This is a genomic window from Alicycliphilus denitrificans, from assembly GCF_044792555.1.
GTDB lineage: Bacteria > Pseudomonadota > Gammaproteobacteria > Burkholderiales > Burkholderiaceae_C > Alicycliphilus > Alicycliphilus denitrificans_A.
The window spans coordinates 1,548,539-1,566,991 of sequence record NZ_CP126238.1 but is presented as its reverse complement, the minus strand read 5'-3'; the positions used below and the strand labels follow the sequence as shown (position 1 = coordinate 1,566,991).

Here is an 18,453-nt window from a genome sequence, read left to right as displayed (position 1 = left end):
AAAATGGGGAGAAAAAACCCACCGCTGGGCGCTGCCGAGGGTGGGTTGTCCGGGCGGGTGACCGATTACAGGTCGAACAGCAGGCGCGAGGGGTCTTCCAGCGCATCCTTCATGGCCACCAGGCCCAGCACGGCTTCGCGGCCGTCGATGATGCGGTGGTCATAGCTCATCGCCAGGTAGTTCATCGGGCGCACCACGACCTGGCCGTTCTCGACCACGGCGCGGTCCTTGGTGGCGTGCACGCCCAGGATGGCCGACTGCGGCGGGTTGATGATGGGGGTGGACATCATCGAGCCGAAGGTGCCGCCGTTGCTGATCGAGAAAGTGCCGCCGGTCATCTCCTCGATGCCCAGCTTGCCTTCGGCCGCCTTCTTGCCGAATTCGGCAATCTTTTTCTCGATCTCGGCAAAGCTCATCTGGTCGGCGTTGCGCAGAATCGGCACCACCAGGCCACGGGGCGAACCCACGGCAATGCCGATGTCGAAGTAGCCGTGGTAGACGATGTCATTGCCGTCGACCGAGGCGTTCAGCACCGGGAACTTCTTCAGGGCGTGCACCGCCGCCTTCACGAAGAAGGACATGAAGCCGATCTTCACGCCATGTTCCTTGGTGAAGGCGTCCTGGAACTTCTTGCGCATCTCCATCACCGGGGCCATGTTGACCTCGTTGAAGGTGGTCAGGATGGCGTTGGTGGACTGCGACTGCAGCAGGCGCTCGGCCACGCGGGCGCGCAGGCGGCTCATGGGCACGCGCTGCTCGGGGCGATCACCCAGGTCCAGGCCGGCGGGCGCGGCCACCTGGGGCAGCGCCTTGGTGGGCACGCCCGTGGGGATGACGGCGGCGCTGGACTTGACGCCAGCGGCCACGGCCGCCAGGGCGTCGCCCTTGGTCACACGGCCATCCTTGCCGCTGCCCGCCACCTGGGAGGCCGTCAGATTGGCTTCGGCCAGGATCTTGGCGGCGGCGGGCATGGCCACGTCGCCCTTGCTGCCTCCGGCAGCCGCCGGCGCTGCAGCCACCGCCGGGGCCGCAACAGCGGGCGCGGGGGCCGCAGCCGGGGCCGCCGCACCGGCCACGGCCTCGGTGTCGATCTTGGCGATGAGTTGCTCGGCCACCACCGTGCCGCCATCGCCCACCACCAGCTCGGCCAGCACGCCGGCTGCCGGGGCGGGCACTTCCAGCACCACCTTGTCGGTCTCGATCTCGATCAGGATTTCGTCAGCGGCGACGGCCTCGCCGGGCTTTTTCTTCCATTGCAGCAGGGTGGCCTCGGCCACGGATTCGGACAGCTGGGGAACCTTGACTTCTACGATTGCCATTTTGTGTTCTTTCCAAAAAGTGTTCTGTTCTGAATGAGTGGGTGGGTGGCCTTACTTGGTCAGGACAAAACCCTTGAGCTTGGCGAAGGCGGCCTCGATCAAGGCCTTTTGCTGATCCTGGTGCAGGTGCGCATAACCCACGGCCGGCGAAGCCGAGGCCGCACGGCCGGCATAGCCGAGCTTCTGGCCATCCTGCATGTTTTCGTGGATGTTGTGCTGGATGAAGAACCAGGCGCCCTGGTTCTGCGGCTCGTCCTGGCACCACACGATGTCGGTGGCGTTGGGGTACTTTTTCAGCTCGGCGGCAAAGGCCTTGTGCGGGAAGGGGTAGAGCTGCTCGACGCGGATGATGGCCACGTCGCTGCGCTCGGCCTCGGTGCGCTTCTTCACCAGGTCGTAGTACACCTTGCCCGAGCAGGCGATGACGCGCTTGACCTTGGCGGCGTTCTTGGCAATCGCCTCGTCGCGCTCGCCCAGCACGGTCTGGAAGCTGCCCTTGGTGAACTCGGACAGCGGCGAGGTCGCATCCTTGTTCCGCAGCAGGCTCTTGGGCGTCATGATGACCAGGGGCTTGCGCAGGTTGCGCACCATCTGGCGGCGCAGCACGTGGAAGATCTGGCTGGCCGTGGTCGGCTGCACGATCTGCATGTTGGCATCCGCCGCCAGCTGCATGAAGCGCTCCAGGCGCGCCGAGCTGTGCTCGGGGCCCTGGCCTTCATAGCCGTGCGGCAGCATCAGCGTCAGGCCGTTGATGCGGCCCCACTTCACCTCGCCCGAGGCGATGAACTGGTCGATCACCACCTGCGCGCCGTTGGCAAAGTCGCCGAACTGCGCTTCCCAGATCACCAGCGAATTGGGGTCGTTGGAGGCGTAGCCATACTCGAACGCCAACACCGCCTCTTCCGACAGGATGGAGTCGATGACGACAAACGGGGCCTGATTCTCGGCCACGTTCTGCAGCGGGATGTAGGTGCCCTCGTCCCACTTCTCGCGCTTCTGGTCGTGGATCACGGAATGGCGGTGCGTGAAGGTGCCGCGGCCGCAGTCCTCGCCCGACAGGCGCACCGGATAGCCGCTGGCCACCAGCGAGGCGAAGGCCATGTGCTCGCCCATGCCCCAGTCCACATTCATCTCGCCCCGGCCCATGGCGGCGCGGTCGTCGTAAACCTTCTTCACCAGCATGTGCGGCGTGACGCTGTCGGGGATGGTGGTGATGCGCTCGGCCAGACGCTTCCACTCGGTCAGCGGAATGGCAGTGTCGCCAGCGTCGGTCCAGGCCTTGCCCAGGAAGGGGCTCCAGTCCACGGCGTACTTGCTCTTGAAATTGGTCAGCACCGGATCAACCGTGTGCTTGCCCGCATCCATGGCGGCGCGATAGGCCTTCACCATGTCGTCGCCCAGGCTCTCACCGAGGCCCTGCGCGGCCAGTTTGTCGGCATAGAGCTTGCGCGTGCCGGGGTGCTGGGCGATCTTCTTGTACATCAGCGGCTGGGTGAGCATGGGCGTGTCCTGCTCGTTGTGGCCCAGCTTGCGGTAGCAGATGATGTCGATCACCACGTCCTTGGAGAACTCCATGCGGAATTCCAGGGCCAGCTGCACGGCCAGGCACACGGCCTCAGGATCGTCGCCATTCACGTGCAGCACGGGCGACTCGATCATCTTCACGATGTCGGTGCAGTACAGCGTGGAGCGCAGGTCGCGCGGGTCGCTGGTGGTGAAGCCGATCTGGTTGTTGATGATGATGTGCACCGTGCCGCCCGTGGTGTAGCCACGGGTCTCCGCCAGGGCCAGCGTCTCCTGGTTTACGCCCTGGCCGGCAAAGGCGGCGTCGCCGTGCACCAGCACCGGCAGCACCTGTTTGCCCTTGGGGTCGGCGCGGCGGTCCATGCGCGAGCGCACCGAACCCTCGACCACCGGGTTGACGATTTCCAGGTGCGAGGGGTTGAAGGCCAGCGACAGATGCACCGGGCCGCCAGGGGTGGACACGTCGGAGCTGAAGCCCTGGTGGTACTTCACGTCACCGGCGGGCAGGTCCTCGGGCGCAGTGTGGTCGAACTCGGCGAACAGGTCGGCGGGCATCTTGCCCAAGGTGTTGACCAGCACGTTCAGGCGGCCACGATGGGCCATGCCGATCACCACTTCCTGCACGCCCTTGGCGCCGGCAGCGTTGATCAGCTCGTCCATGGCGGCGATGAAGGACTCCCCCCCCTCGAGCGAAAACCGCTTCTGGCCGACGTATTTGGTGTGCAGGAAGCGCTCCAGGCCTTCGGCCGCGGTGAGGCGGTCCAGGATGCGCTTCTTCTTGTCGGCATTGAAGGCCGGCTTGCTGCGGATCGATTCCAGCCTTTGCTGCCACCAGCGCTTCTGGTTCTGGTCGGAGGCGTACATGTACTCCGAGCCAATCGTGCCGCAATAGGTTTCGCGCAGCGCGTTGATCAGCTCGCGCAGCGACAGGTTTTCCTTGCCGAAGAAGGTGTTGCCGACATTGAAAACGGTTTCCTGGTCAGCATCCGTGAAACCGTAGAACGAGGGCTCCAACTCGGGGATGGAGGGGCGCTCGGTACGTTTCAGGGGGTCGAGATCGGCCCAGCGCTGACCTACGTTGCGGTAGGCGGCAATGAGCTGCTGCACGGCCACGCGCTTGCGGCCCATTTCGGTATCGGCGCCTGTGGCCACCACCACGCGGGTGCCGCCTTGCTTGGCACGCTCGGCAAAGGCGTTGATGACAGGCAGGTGCGGCACGTCGCGCGCGTCGCTGCCGTCCACGGCAGGCACATGCTGCAGGGCGTCGAAGTATTCGCGCCAGGAATCAGGCACGCTGCCGGGATTGGCTAGGTAGTTTTCGTACATCTCTTCGACATAGGGCGCATTGCCGCCGAAGAGGTAGGTGTTGCCTTGGTAGGCTTGGTAAACGGACGTTGTCTCGCTCATGCTTCGCTGACCTCTGCCTCCCTGAGGGAGGCTTTAGCTGGTTGACAAACCTTCCGCGACACGGCTGAACCGATTGGCGGATGCGACTGTGGCTGGGAAGGGGCCTGGGTGCGGGCGGTATTGTGCCACCGAACGCCTTTGCGCCGCTGGGAGTCGGCTTGCGCCTTGGCTTACATTCTGGGGCCCAGCCCACCTTGGCCCCGCCATGCATCCGCTCCTGCTCCAGAACCGCACGCTGCTGCTGTTGCTCACCGTTGTCACCCTGGCCTTCGGCGCCATCCTGTGGCCCCTCAATGGCGCCATCTTCTGGGGCGTGGTGCTGGCCATCCTGTTCACGCCGCTGCACCGCCGGCTGCTGCGGCGCATGCCGCGGCGGCGCAACCTGGCAGCCTTCATCACGCTGTGCCTCTGCCTGGTGATCGTGATTCTGCCCATGGCGCTCATCGGCATCTCGCTGGTGCAGGAGGCCAGCGTCGCCTATGAACGGGTGCGCTCGGGACAGCTGAACTACGGTGCCTACCTGCAGCAGGTGCTGGCCGCCCTGCCCGCCTGGGTGCTGGAGCTGCTTGACCGCTTCCACCTCACATCGATGGCGGAGGTGCAGGAACGCCTGACGGCCGTCGGCGCCCAGGCCAGCCAGTTCCTGGCCACCAAGGCGCTGGACGTGGGGCAGAACACGCTGCAGTTCGTCGTGAGCTTCGGCGTCATGCTGTACCTGCTGTTCTTCCTGCTGCGCGATGGGCGCCAGCTCGCGGCACGCATCCGCCAGGCGATTCCGCTGGACACGCTGCACAAGGAGCAGCTGGCCCTGAAGTTCACCACCGTGATCCGCGCCACCGTCAAGGGCAACATCGTGGTGGCGGCATCGCAGGGCGCCCTGGGCGGGCTCATCTTCTGGATCCTGGACATACAGGGGCCGGTGATGTGGGGCGTGCTCATGGCCTTTCTGTCGCTGCTGCCGGCCGTGGGCGCCAGCCTGATCTGGGGGCCCGTGGCCATCTACTTCCTGGCCACGGGCGCCACCGGCCAGGCCGCGATCCTGACCGCCTACGGTGTCGGCGTCATCGGACTGGTGGACAATCTGCTGCGCCCTGTGCTGGTGGGCAAGGACACCAAGATGCCGGACTACGTGGTGCTGATCTCCACCCTGGGCGGCATGGCGCTGTTCGGGCTGACGGGCTTTGTCATTGGCCCTGTCATCGCGGCGCTGTTCATGGCCACCTGGGGCCTGTTCGCGCCGGCCGATGATGGGAAAAACTCCTGAAAACATAGCTACCAGCGCTTACCCATAGCGCGTTACAGGCTAATAACACCCCAAACCGCTCACGCGCTCACTCGGGCTCGATGCCCGCGGCCTTGATGACCTTGCCCCATTTCTGGGTCTCGGCCGCCTGGAACCTGGCCAGCTCCTCGGGCGTGGTGGTCCAGGCTTCGGAGCCCGCGGTATCGAAGAACGCCTTGGCGGCCGCGCTCCTGGTGGCGTGGGCCAGCAGCTCGTTCAGGCGCGCCACCACGGGCGCGGGCGTGCCGGCGGGCACATAGGCGGCAAACCAGTAGCCCATGTCGTAGCCCTTCACCCCGGCCTCGGCGATGGTGGGCACGTCGGGCAGCTGGGCACCGCGTTTTTGCGTGGAGTAGCCCAGGGCGCGCAGCTTGCCGGCCTTCACCTGGGGCACGCCGGTGGAGGTATCGGTGATCATCAGGTCGATCTGCCCGCCCAGCAGGTCGGTGATGGCCAGCGGGTTGCTCTTGTAGGGCACGTGCAGGAGGTCCACTCCCGCGAGCTGCTTGAGCATCTCGCCGGCCATGCGGCTCGACGAGCTGCCGCTGCCGAAGCTGAGCTTGCCGGGGCTCTTCTTCGCTGCGGCCAGCAGTTCGGCCACGCTGGTGTAGGGCGAGCTGGCGTTGACCACCAGAACCTGCCCGCCCTTGCCCAGGCCGGTGACCGGGGCGAAGTCCTTCACCGGGTCGTAGGACAGCTTCTTGTACAGGTGCTCGTTGGCGGCATGCGTGGTGTTGGTGGTGATGAGCACGGTGTAGCCGTCGGGCGCCGCCTTGGCCACGGCCTGGGCGGCGATCATGCCGCTGGCGCCGGCCTTGTTGTCCACCACCACGGGCTGCCTGGTGTCGGTGCTGACGGACTGGCCCAGGGCGCGCGCAAGCTGGTCGGTGGCGCTGCCCGCCGCGAATGGCACGACGAAGGTGACGGGCTTGGCCGGATAGGCCTGAGCCTGGGCGCCGGCCGTGCCGGCCAGCGCCAGGGTGAACGCAGCGACGGCGATAGCCAGTGCGCAGCGGCGATGCATGGATGGGTTCATGTTGTCTCCTGTGTTGCCATGTTGAAAAAAGGAAAGCGGCTGCCCCCGCGTCACGGGGGGCCGGCCAGATGCTGCGCCAGCGCCGCCGGCACCTGCACGGGCAGGTCCAGCAGCAGGAAGGACAGGGCCTTGCCGTGGCTGTCGAGGTTGAGCGCGTCGTTCACGCCGCCGTCGAGCACACCGTCGAGCACGAAGTTCATCGCCCGCAGCTCGGGCAACAGGTAGCGCGTGACGCGGCTGGGCCGGCGCAGCGCGAACTGGCGCGCCACGGCCTGCTCGGTGACCTGCTGCAGCAGCACGTCCCACAGGGCGGGGTGCCAGGCGATCACGCTGATGTTGGAGCGGTTGCCCTTGTCGCCCGTGCGGCCGTGCGCCAGGCGGTACAGGGGGACTGTGAAAACAGTGTCGGTCATGGTCGAAAAGCCTTTCAGTCCAGCAGCGTGAAGCCCGTGGCTACCGCCGCGCGCGGCACCAGACAGGACACCGTGCCCAGGCGCGGGCGCATGGCGGTGCGCACGCCGCCGCCGCCGGCCGGGCCGCAGCAGTACAGCGCGGTCACCTCGCGCACCAGGCGCTGGGCGCTGGCATGGTCCTGGTGCTGCAGCGCCACGCGCAGGCGCACGTCCTGCGCGCCCTGGCTTGCGCGGGCCTGCAGCCAGCGTCCGGCGTCGTCGGCAAAGACACTGGCCACGCCGATCAGGTCGATGCGCAGCGGCGCCACGCCCGCCAGGCGCTCGCGCAGCACCTCGCCCGCCAGGCGTGCGCGTTCCTCGGCGCGTGCGCCGGCGTAGGAGATCTCGCCCTCGGCGAACCAGCCGGACTCGAAGCACACGTTGACCTTCAGCGAGGGCGGACGCGCATGGCCGCGCACGCCGTCCAGGCGCACGCGGTCGCTGCCGGCCTGGGCAACGCGGGCAGCGCTGATGTCGGCCACCACGTCGGGCGTGAGGTAGGCGGCGGGGTCGTGCAGCTCGTACAGCAGCTGCTCCTTGACCGTGCGCTCGTCCACGCGCCCGCCCGTGCCCGCGGGCTTGGTGATGGTGCAGTGGCCGTCGGCGTCGATCTCGGCAAGCGGATAGCCCAGGCGGGCCATGCCCGGCACGTCCTTGTAGCCCGGATCGGCGAAATAGCCGCCCGTGACCTGGGCGCCGCATTCGAGCAGGTGGCCGGCCATGGTGGCGCGCGCCAGGCGGTTCCAGTCGTCCATCTGCCAGCCGTAGTGCGCGAGCGCCGGGCCCAGCACCAGCGAGGGATCGGCCACGCGGCCGCAGACCACGATGTCGGCGCCCGCGCGCAGCGCGTCGGCAATGGGCTCGGCGCCGATGTAGGCGTTGGCGCTGACGATGGGCTGGGCCGGCATGTCCTGTCCCAGGGACTGGGCCAGCAGGGGGCGGTGCTCGAGGCCGCTCAGGTCGTCGCCATGCACCACGGCGACGCGCGGGCGGCGTGCGCCCAGCTCTTGCGCCAGGCGCTGGATGTACTGGGCCGCGCCCCGCGGGTTGGCCGCGCCAAAGTTGCTCACGATGCGCACGCCATGCCGCAGACACTGCGCCAGCACCGGGCGCAGCAGGTCGTCCAGCAGCGGCTCGTAGCCCGCCTCGGGATTGGCGCGGCGCGCCAGCTGGGCCAGCGCCAGCGTGCGCTCGGCCAGGGTCTCGAAGATCAGCACGCCGGGGCGGCCGCTGTCCACCAGGGCCTGCACCACGGGCGCCGCGGCATCGATGCGGTCGCCCGAGAAGCCGGCCGCGCAGCCTATGAGCAAGGGGGAAAGGTTCGCCATCGCGTGTCCTTGGGTTGTCTCCTGTGGCGCACTGTAGGCTCAGACGGTTATTCTGTGAAATAGATTGTCAAGATCAATTCATCGATAAAGCAAATGAATATCTCCTCGCGCCAGATCGACGCCTTCCTCGCGCTGGCGACCCAGCGCAGCTTCACGCGCGCGGCCGCGCAGTGCCATCTTTCGCAACCGGCGTTCAGCGCCCTGATCCGCGCGCTGGAGGACAGCCTGGGCCTGCGCCTGTTCGACCGCAGCACGCGCCATGTGAGCCTGACGGCTGAGGGCGAGAACTTCCACGCATCGGCCCTGCGCATCCGCGCCGAGGTGGATGCGGCGCTGGCCGCCATGCGCGACGCGGCCCTGCTGCGCCGCGGACGCGTGGCCATCGCACTGCTACCGTCGCTGGCCGCAGGCTGGCTACCGGGTGTGCTGGCCCAGTTCCATACGCAACACCCGGGCGTGGAGCTGGACATCGCCGACGTACTGTCCGAACCCTGCATCGAGCGCGTGGCCACGGGCCGGGCCGACTTCGCGCTGGCCGCCATCCGCGCCGACACCCCCGAGCTGCAGGCCGAGCCGTTTTGCCAGGACGGCTTTCACCTGGTGTGCCGCGCCGACCATCCGCTGGCCACACGCCCCCTGCCCCGAGGCCCGGCACAGCTGCGCGCGCTGGCCCAGTGGCCCTTCATCCACCTGGCGCGGCACAGCAGCGTGCGCCAGTACCTGGAGGCAGCTTTCCACCCGCAGGCCATGCGCACGCTGATGGAGGTGGAGCAGCTGGCCACCATCATGGGCATGGTGCGCGCGGGGCTGGGCATCAGCGTGGTGCCCACCTTCACGCTGTTTCACTTCCAGCACCCGGACCTGGCCACGCGGCCACTGGCCCTGCCTGGCCTCACCAGGCAGATCTACCTGGTGCGCCGACGCGACCGGGGCCTGTCGCTGGCCGCGCAGGCGCTGTACCAGCTGGCGGCACAGCATCGTCCCCAGGGCGGATAAAACATCAAAACCATAGCTGCAAGCGCTCACCCATAGACGATTTATGGCCAATATGACCCAAAATCACCCGCCATGCACCGGCAACTGGCTGGCACGTCATGCGCTGCAGTGCCACACTCAACCCATTGCCCCGATCGCCAAGGAGGAGCCCCATGAACAGCCACGACACCGTATTCGCCTGTATCGACGGACTCGCCACCACCCAGGCCGTGGTGGACAGTGCTTTCTGGGCCGCGCAACGTGTGCAGGCTCCCATGGCCCTGCTGCACGCGCTGGAACGGCCCGAGCCCATGCCGCCCGTGGGTGACTACAGCGGCGTCATCGGCATGGGCGCGCAGGACGTGCTGCTGCAGCGCCTGAACACCCTGGACGAGGAACGCAGCCAGGTTGCCCAGGAGGCCGCACGCCGCATGCTGGCAGAGGCCCAGGCGCGGGTGGACAGCACGCGCATACCGTCGCTGCAGGTGCTGCTGCGCCACGGTGATCTGACCGACGTGCTGCTGGAGCATGAGTCCGAGGCACGCCTGTTTGTGCTCGGGCGCCAACACCGCGCCACGGCGGCACGCAAACAACGGTTGGATCACCGCGTGGAGAGCGTGATCCGTAGCGTGCGCCAGCCCGTGATGGTCATGACCACGCCCACGTTCGTACAGCCCGAAGGCTTCGTCGTGGCCTTTGACGGCAGCGTCACCGCCCGCCGCGCCGTGGAGGCCGTGGCCCGCAGCCCGCTGCTGCGCGGCATGCCCGGAACACTCGCCATGGCTGGCGAGCCCACGCTGGAGATGCTGGAACAGCTGCAAAGCGCCCAGACACACCTGGAGCAGGCGGGTTTTGCCATCACCACGAAGATCGTGCCCGGCGTGCCCGAGGAGGCTCTGCCAGCCCTGCTGCAGTCGCTCGGCAACGTGCTGCTGGTGCTGGGCGCCTACGGGCACTCGCGCATCCGCCAGCTCATCGTGGGCAGCACCACCACGGCCCTGCTGCGGCTGTGCTCGGTGCCGGTGGTGGTGCTGCGCTGAACACCATAAAAAACAATAGTTGCAGCGTGCGCGGCGCCTCTTCCAACACCTTGCTGGTGCAAGGCAGTCTGGCCAAGTGGGGATCTGCGGCCACCGCAAGAACGCAGCGTAGCTGCCTGAACTCCATGCTTTATCCGAGCGGAATCAGAGCATCTTGGCCAGTTCCGGCACCGCCTGGAACAGATCCGCCTCCAGCCGATAGTCAGTCAGCCACGCCGAAGATCGGCGTCTCGGGGTCTTTATTCCCTATGGATGACCACCATGACCTTGCAGTCCTTCATAGGGCTTGTATGGATGACTCTCGGCCACAAGTAGCAATCAGCATCACGTTATGAAGAAGTCGACTGCTGCCTTGTATCCAGCCTGTTGTGTGGGCACTGGTTTGCCCCAATCGCCCACAGGCCCCGATGTCATCCGCTGACGGGCTCCTCAACAGCTAGTCGGCCAATCACCTCTCGGCCATCTGGGCAACACGGCACGCGCGATGACATCGCTCCCAAATGTTCGAGAAAGTCCATTGAATACACGCGGCAAGCCCGGCAAGTCACTCATATAAACATAGCTGCTAACGCTTTACCAATATAGATTAAAGCCATTTTTTGCATATAAAAAGGCATTCCTGACTTCCGTGCCTGTGACGCAGCCGCTAGTCCATGCCAAATCGTTCAGCCATTGCTGGCTCATGGCCCGCACCCGGGTATCATTCAACACCTTGGCCATGCCAGCTGCCCGTAGCTCAACCGGATAGAGCAATTGCCTTCTAAGCAATAGGTCGGGGGTTCGAGTCCCTCCGGGCAGGCCAAAAGCACGCTTCACACAACTCCACAACCGCCCAAAACCCGCATGGCTATTAGCCTTGCGGGTTTTTTTGTTGCCCCATAAGAGTCAGTTTTGAATTCACCTCCATTGTTCGCGCACAAATTGCCAAAGCAGGAGCCACCTTGTGTCAACTCGGGAACGCTATATCAGCAACGACAACTCATCTGCATTTAGCCAGCGCCACTGCCCTGGCGACATATCCGCTGGAAGCTCCAAGAGACCAATACGTGAACGATGCAAGGCGTCCACACGGTTACCCACCGCCGCAATCATGCGCTTGACTTGGTGGTATTTTCCCTCAGTCAATGTCAGGTCTATCCGGTAAGTATCTAGCTGAATACATGCAGCGGAACGCACGGGCCTGGGATCATCATCGAGCACCACGCCAGCCATCAGGCGCTGCACCTGATACGCATCAACAGGATGCTTGGTCGTCACCTGATACACCTTGGGCACATGTTTCTTGGGGGAACTCATACGATGAATAAATTGCCCGTCATCACTGAGCAGCAACAGGCCAGTCGTATCCTGATCCAGGCGCCCCACGGCCTGCACCCCATTGATTGCGCCCTTACCTGGGCGCTGCCGAAGCGGCGTTGGCAGCAGTGTGAACACACTAGGATAGGTTGAAGGCTTTTGCGAACACTCCATCCCAACAGGCTTGTGCAGCATGACATACGCTTTGGCTTGATAACACCAATCCACTCCCTGCACTCTCAGCCTCAAGCCTTCAACCAAAAAACTCCGAGTCGGATCCACACACACCACAGGTTCAGCCAAACCCGGCGGATAAACAGATACCCAGCCTTGCTGAATCAAGCCCGCACAGACACGACGGGTACCAAAACCTTGAGAATAAAGAATCTCCTGAAGCTGCATTTCATCTTTCCGCGCAAAGCAAAACGCCCTCCCCCTGGTATCAGGGGGAGGGCGGTTTGGGCTGTAATAGCCTGACGATGACCTACTTTCACACGGGAACCCGCACTATCATCGGCGCGAAGTCGTTTCACTGTCCTGTTCGGGATGGGAAGGAGTGGGACCGACTTGCTATGGTCATCAGGCATAACTGGGTGCTGTGCAGTCATGTGGTGACTGCACGGCGAATTCATAGAGTCTATATCAGCTTGAGGTATTTGATTGCGTACTTGGCATAACAGTCTTGAACTGCTGGTTGGAGCAGTCAAAGTTATAGGGTCAAGCCGCACGGGCAATTAGTACTGGTTAGCTTAATGCATTACTGCACTTCCACACCCAGCCTATCAACGTCGTGGTCTACAACGACCCTTCAGGGGGCTCAAGGCCCCGGCAGATCTCATCTTGAAACGAGTTTCCCGCTTAGATGCTTTCAGCGGTTATCTCTTCCACACTTAGCTACTCGGCAATGCCACTGGCGTGACAACCGATACACCAGAGGTGTGTCCACTCCGGTCCTCTCGTACTAGGAGCAGGCTTCCTCAAATCTGCAGCGCCCACGGAAGATAGGGACAAAACTGTCTCACGACGTTTTAAACCCAGCTCACGTACCTCTTTAAATGGCGAACAGCCATACCCTTGGGACCGACTACAGCCCCAGGATGAGATGAGCCGACATCGAGGTGCCAAACACCGCCGTCGATATGAACTCTTGGGCGGTATCAGCCTGTTATCCCCAGAGTACCTTTTATCCGTTGAGCGATGGCCCTTCCATACAGAACCACCGGATCACTATGTCCTGCTTTCGCATCTGCTCGACTTGTCAGTCTCGCAGTTAAGCACGCTTATGCCATTGCACTATCGTCACGATGTCCGACCGTAACTAGCGTACCTTCGAACTCCTCCGTTACACTTTGGGAGGAGACCGCCCCAGTCAAACTGCCTACCATGCACTGTCCCCGATCCCGATAAGGGACCTGGGTTAGAACCTCAAACGCACCAGGGTGGTATTTCAACGTTGGCTCCATGTGATCTAGCGACCACACTTCAAAGCCTCCCACCTATCCTACACAGATCCGTTCAAAGTCCAATACAAAGCTACAGTAAAGGTTCATGGGGTCTTTCCGTCTTTCCGCGGGGAGATTGCATCATCACAAACATTTCAACTTCGCTGAGTCTCAGGAGGAGACAGTGTGGCCATCGTTACGCCATTCGTGCAGGTCGGAACTTACCCGACAAGGAATTTCGCTACCTTAGGACCGTTATAGTTACGGCCGCCGTTTACTGGGACTTCAATCAAGAGCTTGCACCCCATCATTTAATCTTCCAGCACCGGGCAGGCGTCACACCCTATACGTCCACTTTCGTGTTTGCAGAGTGCTGTGTTTTTATTAAACAGTCGCAGCCACCGATTTTTTGCAACCCCTTTCGGCTTCCTTTGTACAAGTTCACCTAATCAGGGCATACCTTCTCCCGAAGTTACGGTATCAATTTGCCGAGTTCCTTCTCCTGAGTTCTCTCAAGCGCCTTAGAATACTCATCTCGCGCACCAGTGTCGGTTTGCGGTACGGTCGTCAATAGCTGAAGCTTAGTGGCTTTTCCTGGAAGCAGGGTATCACTCACTTCGTCTGCAAGCAGACTCGTTATCACCCCTCATCTTAGCCCGGCGGATTTGCCTACCAGGCACGACTACAGGCTTGAACCAACATATCCAACAGTTGGCTGAGCTAACCTTCTCCGTCCCCACATCGCACTATTGATCGGTACAGGAATATTGACCTGTTTCCCATCAGCTACGCATCTCTGCCTCGCCTTAGGGGCCGACTCACCCTACGCCGATGAACGTTGCGTAGGAAACCTTGCGCTTACGGCGAGCGGGCTTTTCACCCGCTTTAACGCTACTCATGTCAGCATTCGCACTTGTGATACCTCCAGCATCCGTTACCAGACACCTTCACAGGCTTACACAACGCTCTCCTACCACGCACAGTAAACTGTGCATCCGCAGCTTCGGTAACTGGCTTAGCCCCGTTACATCTTCCGCGCAGGACGACTCGATCAGTGAGCTATTACGCTTTCTTTAAATGATGGCTGCTTCTAAGCCAACATCCTGACTGTTTTAGCCTTCCCACTTCGTTTCCCACTTAGCCAATTTTAGGGACCTTAGCTGGCGGTCTGGGTTGTTTCCCTCTTGAGTCCGGACGTTAGCACCCGGTGCTCTGTCTCCCAAGCTGTACTCTGCAGTATTCGGAGTTTGCCTTGGTTTGGTAAGTCGCCATGACCCCCTAGCCAAAACAGTGCTCTACCCCCGCAGGTAATACTTGAGGCACTACCTAAATAGTTTTCGGAGAGAACCAGCTATTTCCAAGTTTGTTTAGCCTTTCACCCCTATCCACAGCTCATCCGCTGGTTTTGCAACACCAGTCGGTTCGGACCTCCAGTACCTGTTACGGCACCTTCATCCTGGCCATGGATAGATCACTTGGTTTCGGGTCTACACCCAGCGACTGAACGCCCTATTCGGACTCGATTTCTCTACGCCTCCCCTATTCGGTTAAGCTTGCCACTGAATGTAAGTCGCTGACCCATTATACAAAAGGTACGCAGTCACCCCTTTCGAGGCTCCTACTTTTTGTAAGCATGCGGTTTCAGGATCTATTTCACTCCCCTCCCGGGGTTCTTTTCGCCTTTCCCTCACGGTACTGGTTCACTATCGGTCGATGATGAGTATTTAGCCTTGGAGGATGGTCCCCCCATGTTCAGACAGGGTTTCTCGTGCCCCGCCCTACTTTTCTCTAGCTCAGTACCACCAGTCGGTTTTCACATACAGGGCTATCACCTACTATGGCCGGCCTTTCCATGCCGTTTTGTTAACCGTCTGACTATCACTAGAAGGCTCCTCCGATTTCGCTCGCCACTACTTTCGGAATCTCGGTTGATGTCTTTTCCTCGAGCTACTTAGATGTTTCAGTTCACTCGGTTCGCCTCGCACACCTATGTATTCAGTGTGCGATACCCTTGCGGGTGGGTTTCCCCATTCAGAGATCTCCGGATCAAAGCTTATTTGCCAGCTCCCCGAAGCTTTTCGCAGGCTATCACGTCTTTCGTCGCCTATCATCGCCAAGGCATCCACCACATGCTCTTAGTCACTTGACCCTATAACTTTGACCTCTTTTGCAAGAAGCCTCCATTTTTGAGTTCAAAGACTTGCGAGGTCTCGCACCTCGCGCGTTATGCCGTAATGTGAATGTTTCTTTGGCACCATGGCTCGCGCCACAGTGTCTTAGAGAACGATTCGTCATTACTTGAACAAAATTGCTTTTGTTCGTTTTGACGCAATCAAATTTAGGTTGCTAGCGGCACGGTGCGCCTTCCGGCGCTTTCCGCTAGCAACGCTGATTCGACTCTATGAATTTTTAAAGAACAGCCAATTAATCGATCTATCTCGATCAACACCAAAACAGCCTTGCTTAAAGCTGCTTTGGTGTAAATGAAATCTACCGCTGATGTGGTGGAGGATGACGGGATCGAACCGACGACCCCCTGCTTGCAAAGCAGGTGCTCTCCCAGCTGAGCTAATCCCCCAGGGGTGTTTCGCGCTCTTGGCTCGGCGGAATTCGTGGTGGGTCTAGTTGGGCTCGAACCAACGACCCCCGCCTTATCAAGACGGTGCTCTAACCAGCTGAGCTACAGACCCTCCCGCCAGTTTGCACCAGCAGTTTTTCCCGCTGTCTTCCAACAACCGATAAGTGTGGGCGTTCAATATTGAATGCAGTTTTCCAGAAAGGAGGTGATCCAGCCGCACCTTCCGATACGGCTACCTTGTTACGACTTCACCCCAGTCACGAACCCCGCCGTGGTAAGCGCCCTCCTTGCGGTTAGGCTACCCACTTCTGGCGAGACCCGCTCCCATGGTGTGACGGGCGGTGTGTACAAGACCCGGGAACGTATTCACCGCGACATTCTGATCCGCGATTACTAGCGATTCCGACTTCACGCAGTCGAGTTGCAGACTGCGATCCGGACTACGACTGGCTTTATGGGATTGGCTCCCCCTCGCGGGTTGGCAACCCTCTGTACCAGCCATTGTATGACGTGTGTAGCCCCACCTATAAGGGCCATGAGGACTTGACGTCATCCCCACCTTCCTCCGGTTTGTCACCGGCAGTCCCATTAGAGTGCCCTTTCGTAGCAACTAATGGCAAGGGTTGCGCTCGTTGCGGGACTTAACCCAACATCTCACGACACGAGCTGACGACAGCCATGCAGCACCTGTGTTATGGCTCTCTTTCGAGCACTCCTCTATCTCTAAAGGATTCCATACATGTCAAAGGTGGGTAAGGTTTTTCGCGTTGCATCGAATTAAACCACATCATCCACCGCTTGTGCGGGTCCCCGTCAATTCCTTTGAGTTTCAACCTTGCGGCCGTACTCCCCAGGCGGTCAACTTCACGCGTTAGCTTCGTTACTGAGTCAGTTAAGACCCAACAACCAGTTGACATCGTTTAGGGCGTGGACTACCAGGGTATCTAATCCTGTTTGCTCCCACGCTTTCGTGCATGAGCGTCAGTGCAGGCCCAGGGGATTGCCTTCGCCATCGGTGTTCCTCCGCATATCTACGCATTTCACTGCTACACGCGGAATTCCATCCCCCTCTGCCGCACTCCAGCCTTGCAGTCACAAAGGCAGTTCCCAGGTTGAGCCCGGGGATTTCACCTCTGTCTTACAAAACCGCCTGCGCACGCTTTACGCCCAGTAATTCCGATTAACGCTTGCACCCTACGTATTACCGCGGCTGCTGGCACGTAGTTAGCCGGTGCTTATTCTTACGGTACCGTCATGGACCCCCTTTATTAGAGAGAGCTTTTTCGTTCCGTACAAAAGCAGTTTACAACCCGAAGGCCTTCATCCTGCACGCGGCATGGCTGGATCAGGGTTTCCCCCATTGTCCAAAATTCCCCACTGCTGCCTCCCGTAGGAGTCTGGGCCGTGTCTCAGTCCCAGTGTGGCTGATCATCCTCTCAGACCAGCTACAGATCGTCGGCTTGGTAGGCTCTTACCCCACCAACTACCTAATCTGCCATCGGCCGCTCCGTCCGCGCGAGGTCCGAAGATCCCCCGCTTTCATCCGTAGATCGTATGCGGTATTAGCAAAGCTTTCGCTTCGTTATCCCCCACGATCGGGCACGTTCCGATGTATTACTCACCCGTTCGCCACTCGTCAGCATCCGAAGACCTGTTACCGTTCGACTTGCATGTGTAAGGCATGCCGCCAGCGTTCAATCTGAGCCAGGATCAAACTCTACAGTTCGATCTTGAAATTTAAAGTCTTTCGACTTCACTCATAAAAACGGAATTGAAGTGAACTTCACTTCTATTCTCATGAGCGTTTGATAGTTCTAAAGAACTTGGCATTCGCCATCAAACGCCCACGCTTATCGGCTGTATGTTTTTAAGGATCCCACAAGCCAGAATTTTTTCTGACTTTTAAACTTTGCTGTGATCAGCGAAGCCTTGAATTCTAACACAGGTTTTAAAGTCCTGTCAAACTTTGTGGTCTTTCAACCTTTCGCTGTTTCGATCGGCGCAATCTTTATTGCAGAACCGCTTCATCAGCGAAGCCTTGAAGTATACATCGGTTTTTTAAACCCTTGCAACTCAAGTCAGAAAATTTTTTACTTCTCCTGACTCGCCGCAGATGCCGAACCCTTAGAAAGGCATCCTGTCCTGCAGCAAGAGTGCAAGTGTAGCCGAAAAATCCGCTCTTTCGACTCCGCTTACCAGTTTCCGGCTGTTTTATGTTCACCAGCGCCACTTCTCGGCCAACTTGACTGGCGTCAAGCTGTCATAGCCCTCAAAGGGCTGATGAATCCAGGGGTTCGTGGGCAAGAACTCCACGGAATAGTCTGGAGTGAATGTTGACATTCCCTTGGTCCAGATCACTGCGCTGCGCAATTCGGTGATAGGTGCGTAGTTGGTCCTAAGCATGGAGATGACAGCCTTGAGCGTATGGCCAGAGTCCGCCAGATCATCGACCAGCAGTACGCGCCCTGCAATTTCGCCCTTGGGCGTGGTGATGAACCGGGCAAGATCAAGGTGTCCCTGAACAGTGCCCGCCTCGGCCCGATACGAACTGGTGGACATGATGGCCAAAGGCTTGTCAAAGATACGGCTCAGGATGTCGCCGGGACGCAAACCACCACGCGCAAGGCACAAGATGGTGTCGAACTCCCACCCGGATTGATGCACCTTTAACGCTAGCTTTTCAATGAGGTTATGGTATTCATCGTAGCTCACATAGAGGTGCTTACCGTCTTCAGTCAGCATTTTCACTCCTCAATTGATAGCGCTTTGCGCTC

Annotated in this window: 10 protein-coding genes, 3 tRNA genes and 3 rRNA genes; 4 read left to right on the top strand and 12 right to left on the bottom strand. The window is 60.8% G+C overall.

Features of this window, described 5'->3' with window-relative positions; genetic code table 11:
* Nucleotides 1-65 precede the first annotated feature (65 nt).
* Complete coding sequence (gene odhB / locus P7644_RS07490; RefSeq protein WP_404302545.1) at nt 66-1,319, bottom strand: 2-oxoglutarate dehydrogenase complex dihydrolipoyllysine-residue succinyltransferase; 1,254 nt, start codon at nt 1,317-1,319, stop codon at nt 66-68.
* Between the two features lie 51 nt (nt 1,320-1,370).
* Nucleotides 1,371-4,250, bottom strand: a complete 2,880-nt coding sequence (locus P7644_RS07485) for a 2-oxoglutarate dehydrogenase E1 component (protein ID WP_404302544.1) — start codon at nt 4,248-4,250, stop codon at nt 1,371-1,373.
* Between the two features lie 205 nt (nt 4,251-4,455).
* Here P7644_RS07485 and P7644_RS07480 point away from each other — a divergent pair, with 205 nt between their 5' ends.
* Entirely contained in the window at nt 4,456-5,514 is a 1,059-nt protein-coding gene (locus P7644_RS07480) for an AI-2E family transporter (protein ID WP_404302543.1), read from the top strand.
* 67 nt (nt 5,515-5,581) lie between these two features.
* On the opposite strand, the gene P7644_RS07475 is transcribed toward P7644_RS07480, so the two are convergent.
* The 3 genes from P7644_RS07475 to P7644_RS07465 are packed head-to-tail and all read right to left on the bottom strand — an operon-like array spanning nt 5,582 to nt 8,348.
* Entirely contained in the window at nt 5,582-6,568 is a 987-nt protein-coding gene (locus P7644_RS07475) for a Bug family tripartite tricarboxylate transporter substrate binding protein (RefSeq protein WP_404302541.1), read from the bottom strand.
* Nucleotides 6,569-6,618: 50 nt separating this feature from the next.
* Nucleotides 6,619-6,981: a hypothetical protein gene (locus tag P7644_RS07470; protein ID WP_404302540.1), complete on the bottom strand. Its 363-nt coding sequence runs from the start codon at nt 6,979-6,981 to the stop codon at nt 6,619-6,621.
* A 14-nt stretch (nt 6,982-6,995) separates the two neighbouring features.
* Nucleotides 6,996-8,348: an acyclic terpene utilization AtuA family protein gene (locus P7644_RS07465; RefSeq protein ID WP_404302538.1), complete on the bottom strand. Its 1,353-nt coding sequence runs from the start codon at nt 8,346-8,348 to the stop codon at nt 6,996-6,998.
* Nucleotides 8,349-8,441: 93 nt separating this feature from the next.
* Here P7644_RS07465 and P7644_RS07460 point away from each other — a divergent pair, with 93 nt between their 5' ends.
* The 3 genes from P7644_RS07460 to P7644_RS07450 all read left to right on the top strand — a co-directional run bounded on the left by P7644_RS07460 (nt 8,442) and on the right by P7644_RS07450 (nt 11,165).
* Complete coding sequence (locus P7644_RS07460) at nt 8,442-9,344, top strand: LysR family transcriptional regulator (RefSeq protein WP_404302537.1); 903 nt, start codon at nt 8,442-8,444, stop codon at nt 9,342-9,344.
* 152 nt (nt 9,345-9,496) lie between these two features.
* Nucleotides 9,497-10,363: a universal stress protein gene (locus tag P7644_RS07455; RefSeq protein ID WP_404302535.1), complete on the top strand. Its 867-nt coding sequence runs from the start codon at nt 9,497-9,499 to the stop codon at nt 10,361-10,363.
* 725 nt (nt 10,364-11,088) lie between these two features.
* Nucleotides 11,089-11,165: transfer RNA gene (locus P7644_RS07450), tRNA-Arg, on the top strand.
* Between the two features lie 158 nt (nt 11,166-11,323).
* Here P7644_RS07450 and P7644_RS07445 read toward each other — a convergent pair.
* From P7644_RS07445 to P7644_RS07415, 7 genes are all read right to left on the bottom strand, one after another.
* The gene (locus P7644_RS07445; protein ID WP_404302534.1) at nt 11,324-12,061 is read right to left on the bottom strand and encodes a 16S rRNA pseudouridine(516) synthase; all 738 of its coding nucleotides are present in this window, start codon (nt 12,059-12,061) and stop codon (nt 11,324-11,326) included.
* A 69-nt stretch (nt 12,062-12,130) separates the two neighbouring features.
* Nucleotides 12,131-12,243: ribosomal RNA gene (rrf, locus tag P7644_RS07440) — 5S ribosomal RNA — on the bottom strand.
* Nucleotides 12,244-12,372: 129 nt separating this feature from the next.
* Nucleotides 12,373-15,250 (bottom strand): 23S ribosomal RNA (locus tag P7644_RS07435).
* A gap of 353 nt (nt 15,251-15,603) precedes the next feature.
* Nucleotides 15,604-15,679 (bottom strand) — tRNA-Ala (locus P7644_RS07430).
* Between the two features lie 35 nt (nt 15,680-15,714).
* Nucleotides 15,715-15,791 (bottom strand) — tRNA-Ile (locus P7644_RS07425).
* An 86-nt stretch (nt 15,792-15,877) separates the two neighbouring features.
* Nucleotides 15,878-17,405 (bottom strand): 16S ribosomal RNA (locus P7644_RS07420).
* Together the 16S, 23S and 5S rRNA genes with 2 tRNA genes alongside form the textbook arrangement of a ribosomal RNA operon.
* A 491-nt stretch (nt 17,406-17,896) precedes the next feature.
* Entirely contained in the window at nt 17,897-18,421 is a 525-nt protein-coding gene (locus P7644_RS07415; protein ID WP_404302533.1) for a phosphoribosyltransferase, read from the bottom strand.
* Between the last annotated feature and the right edge of the window lie 32 nt (nt 18,422-18,453).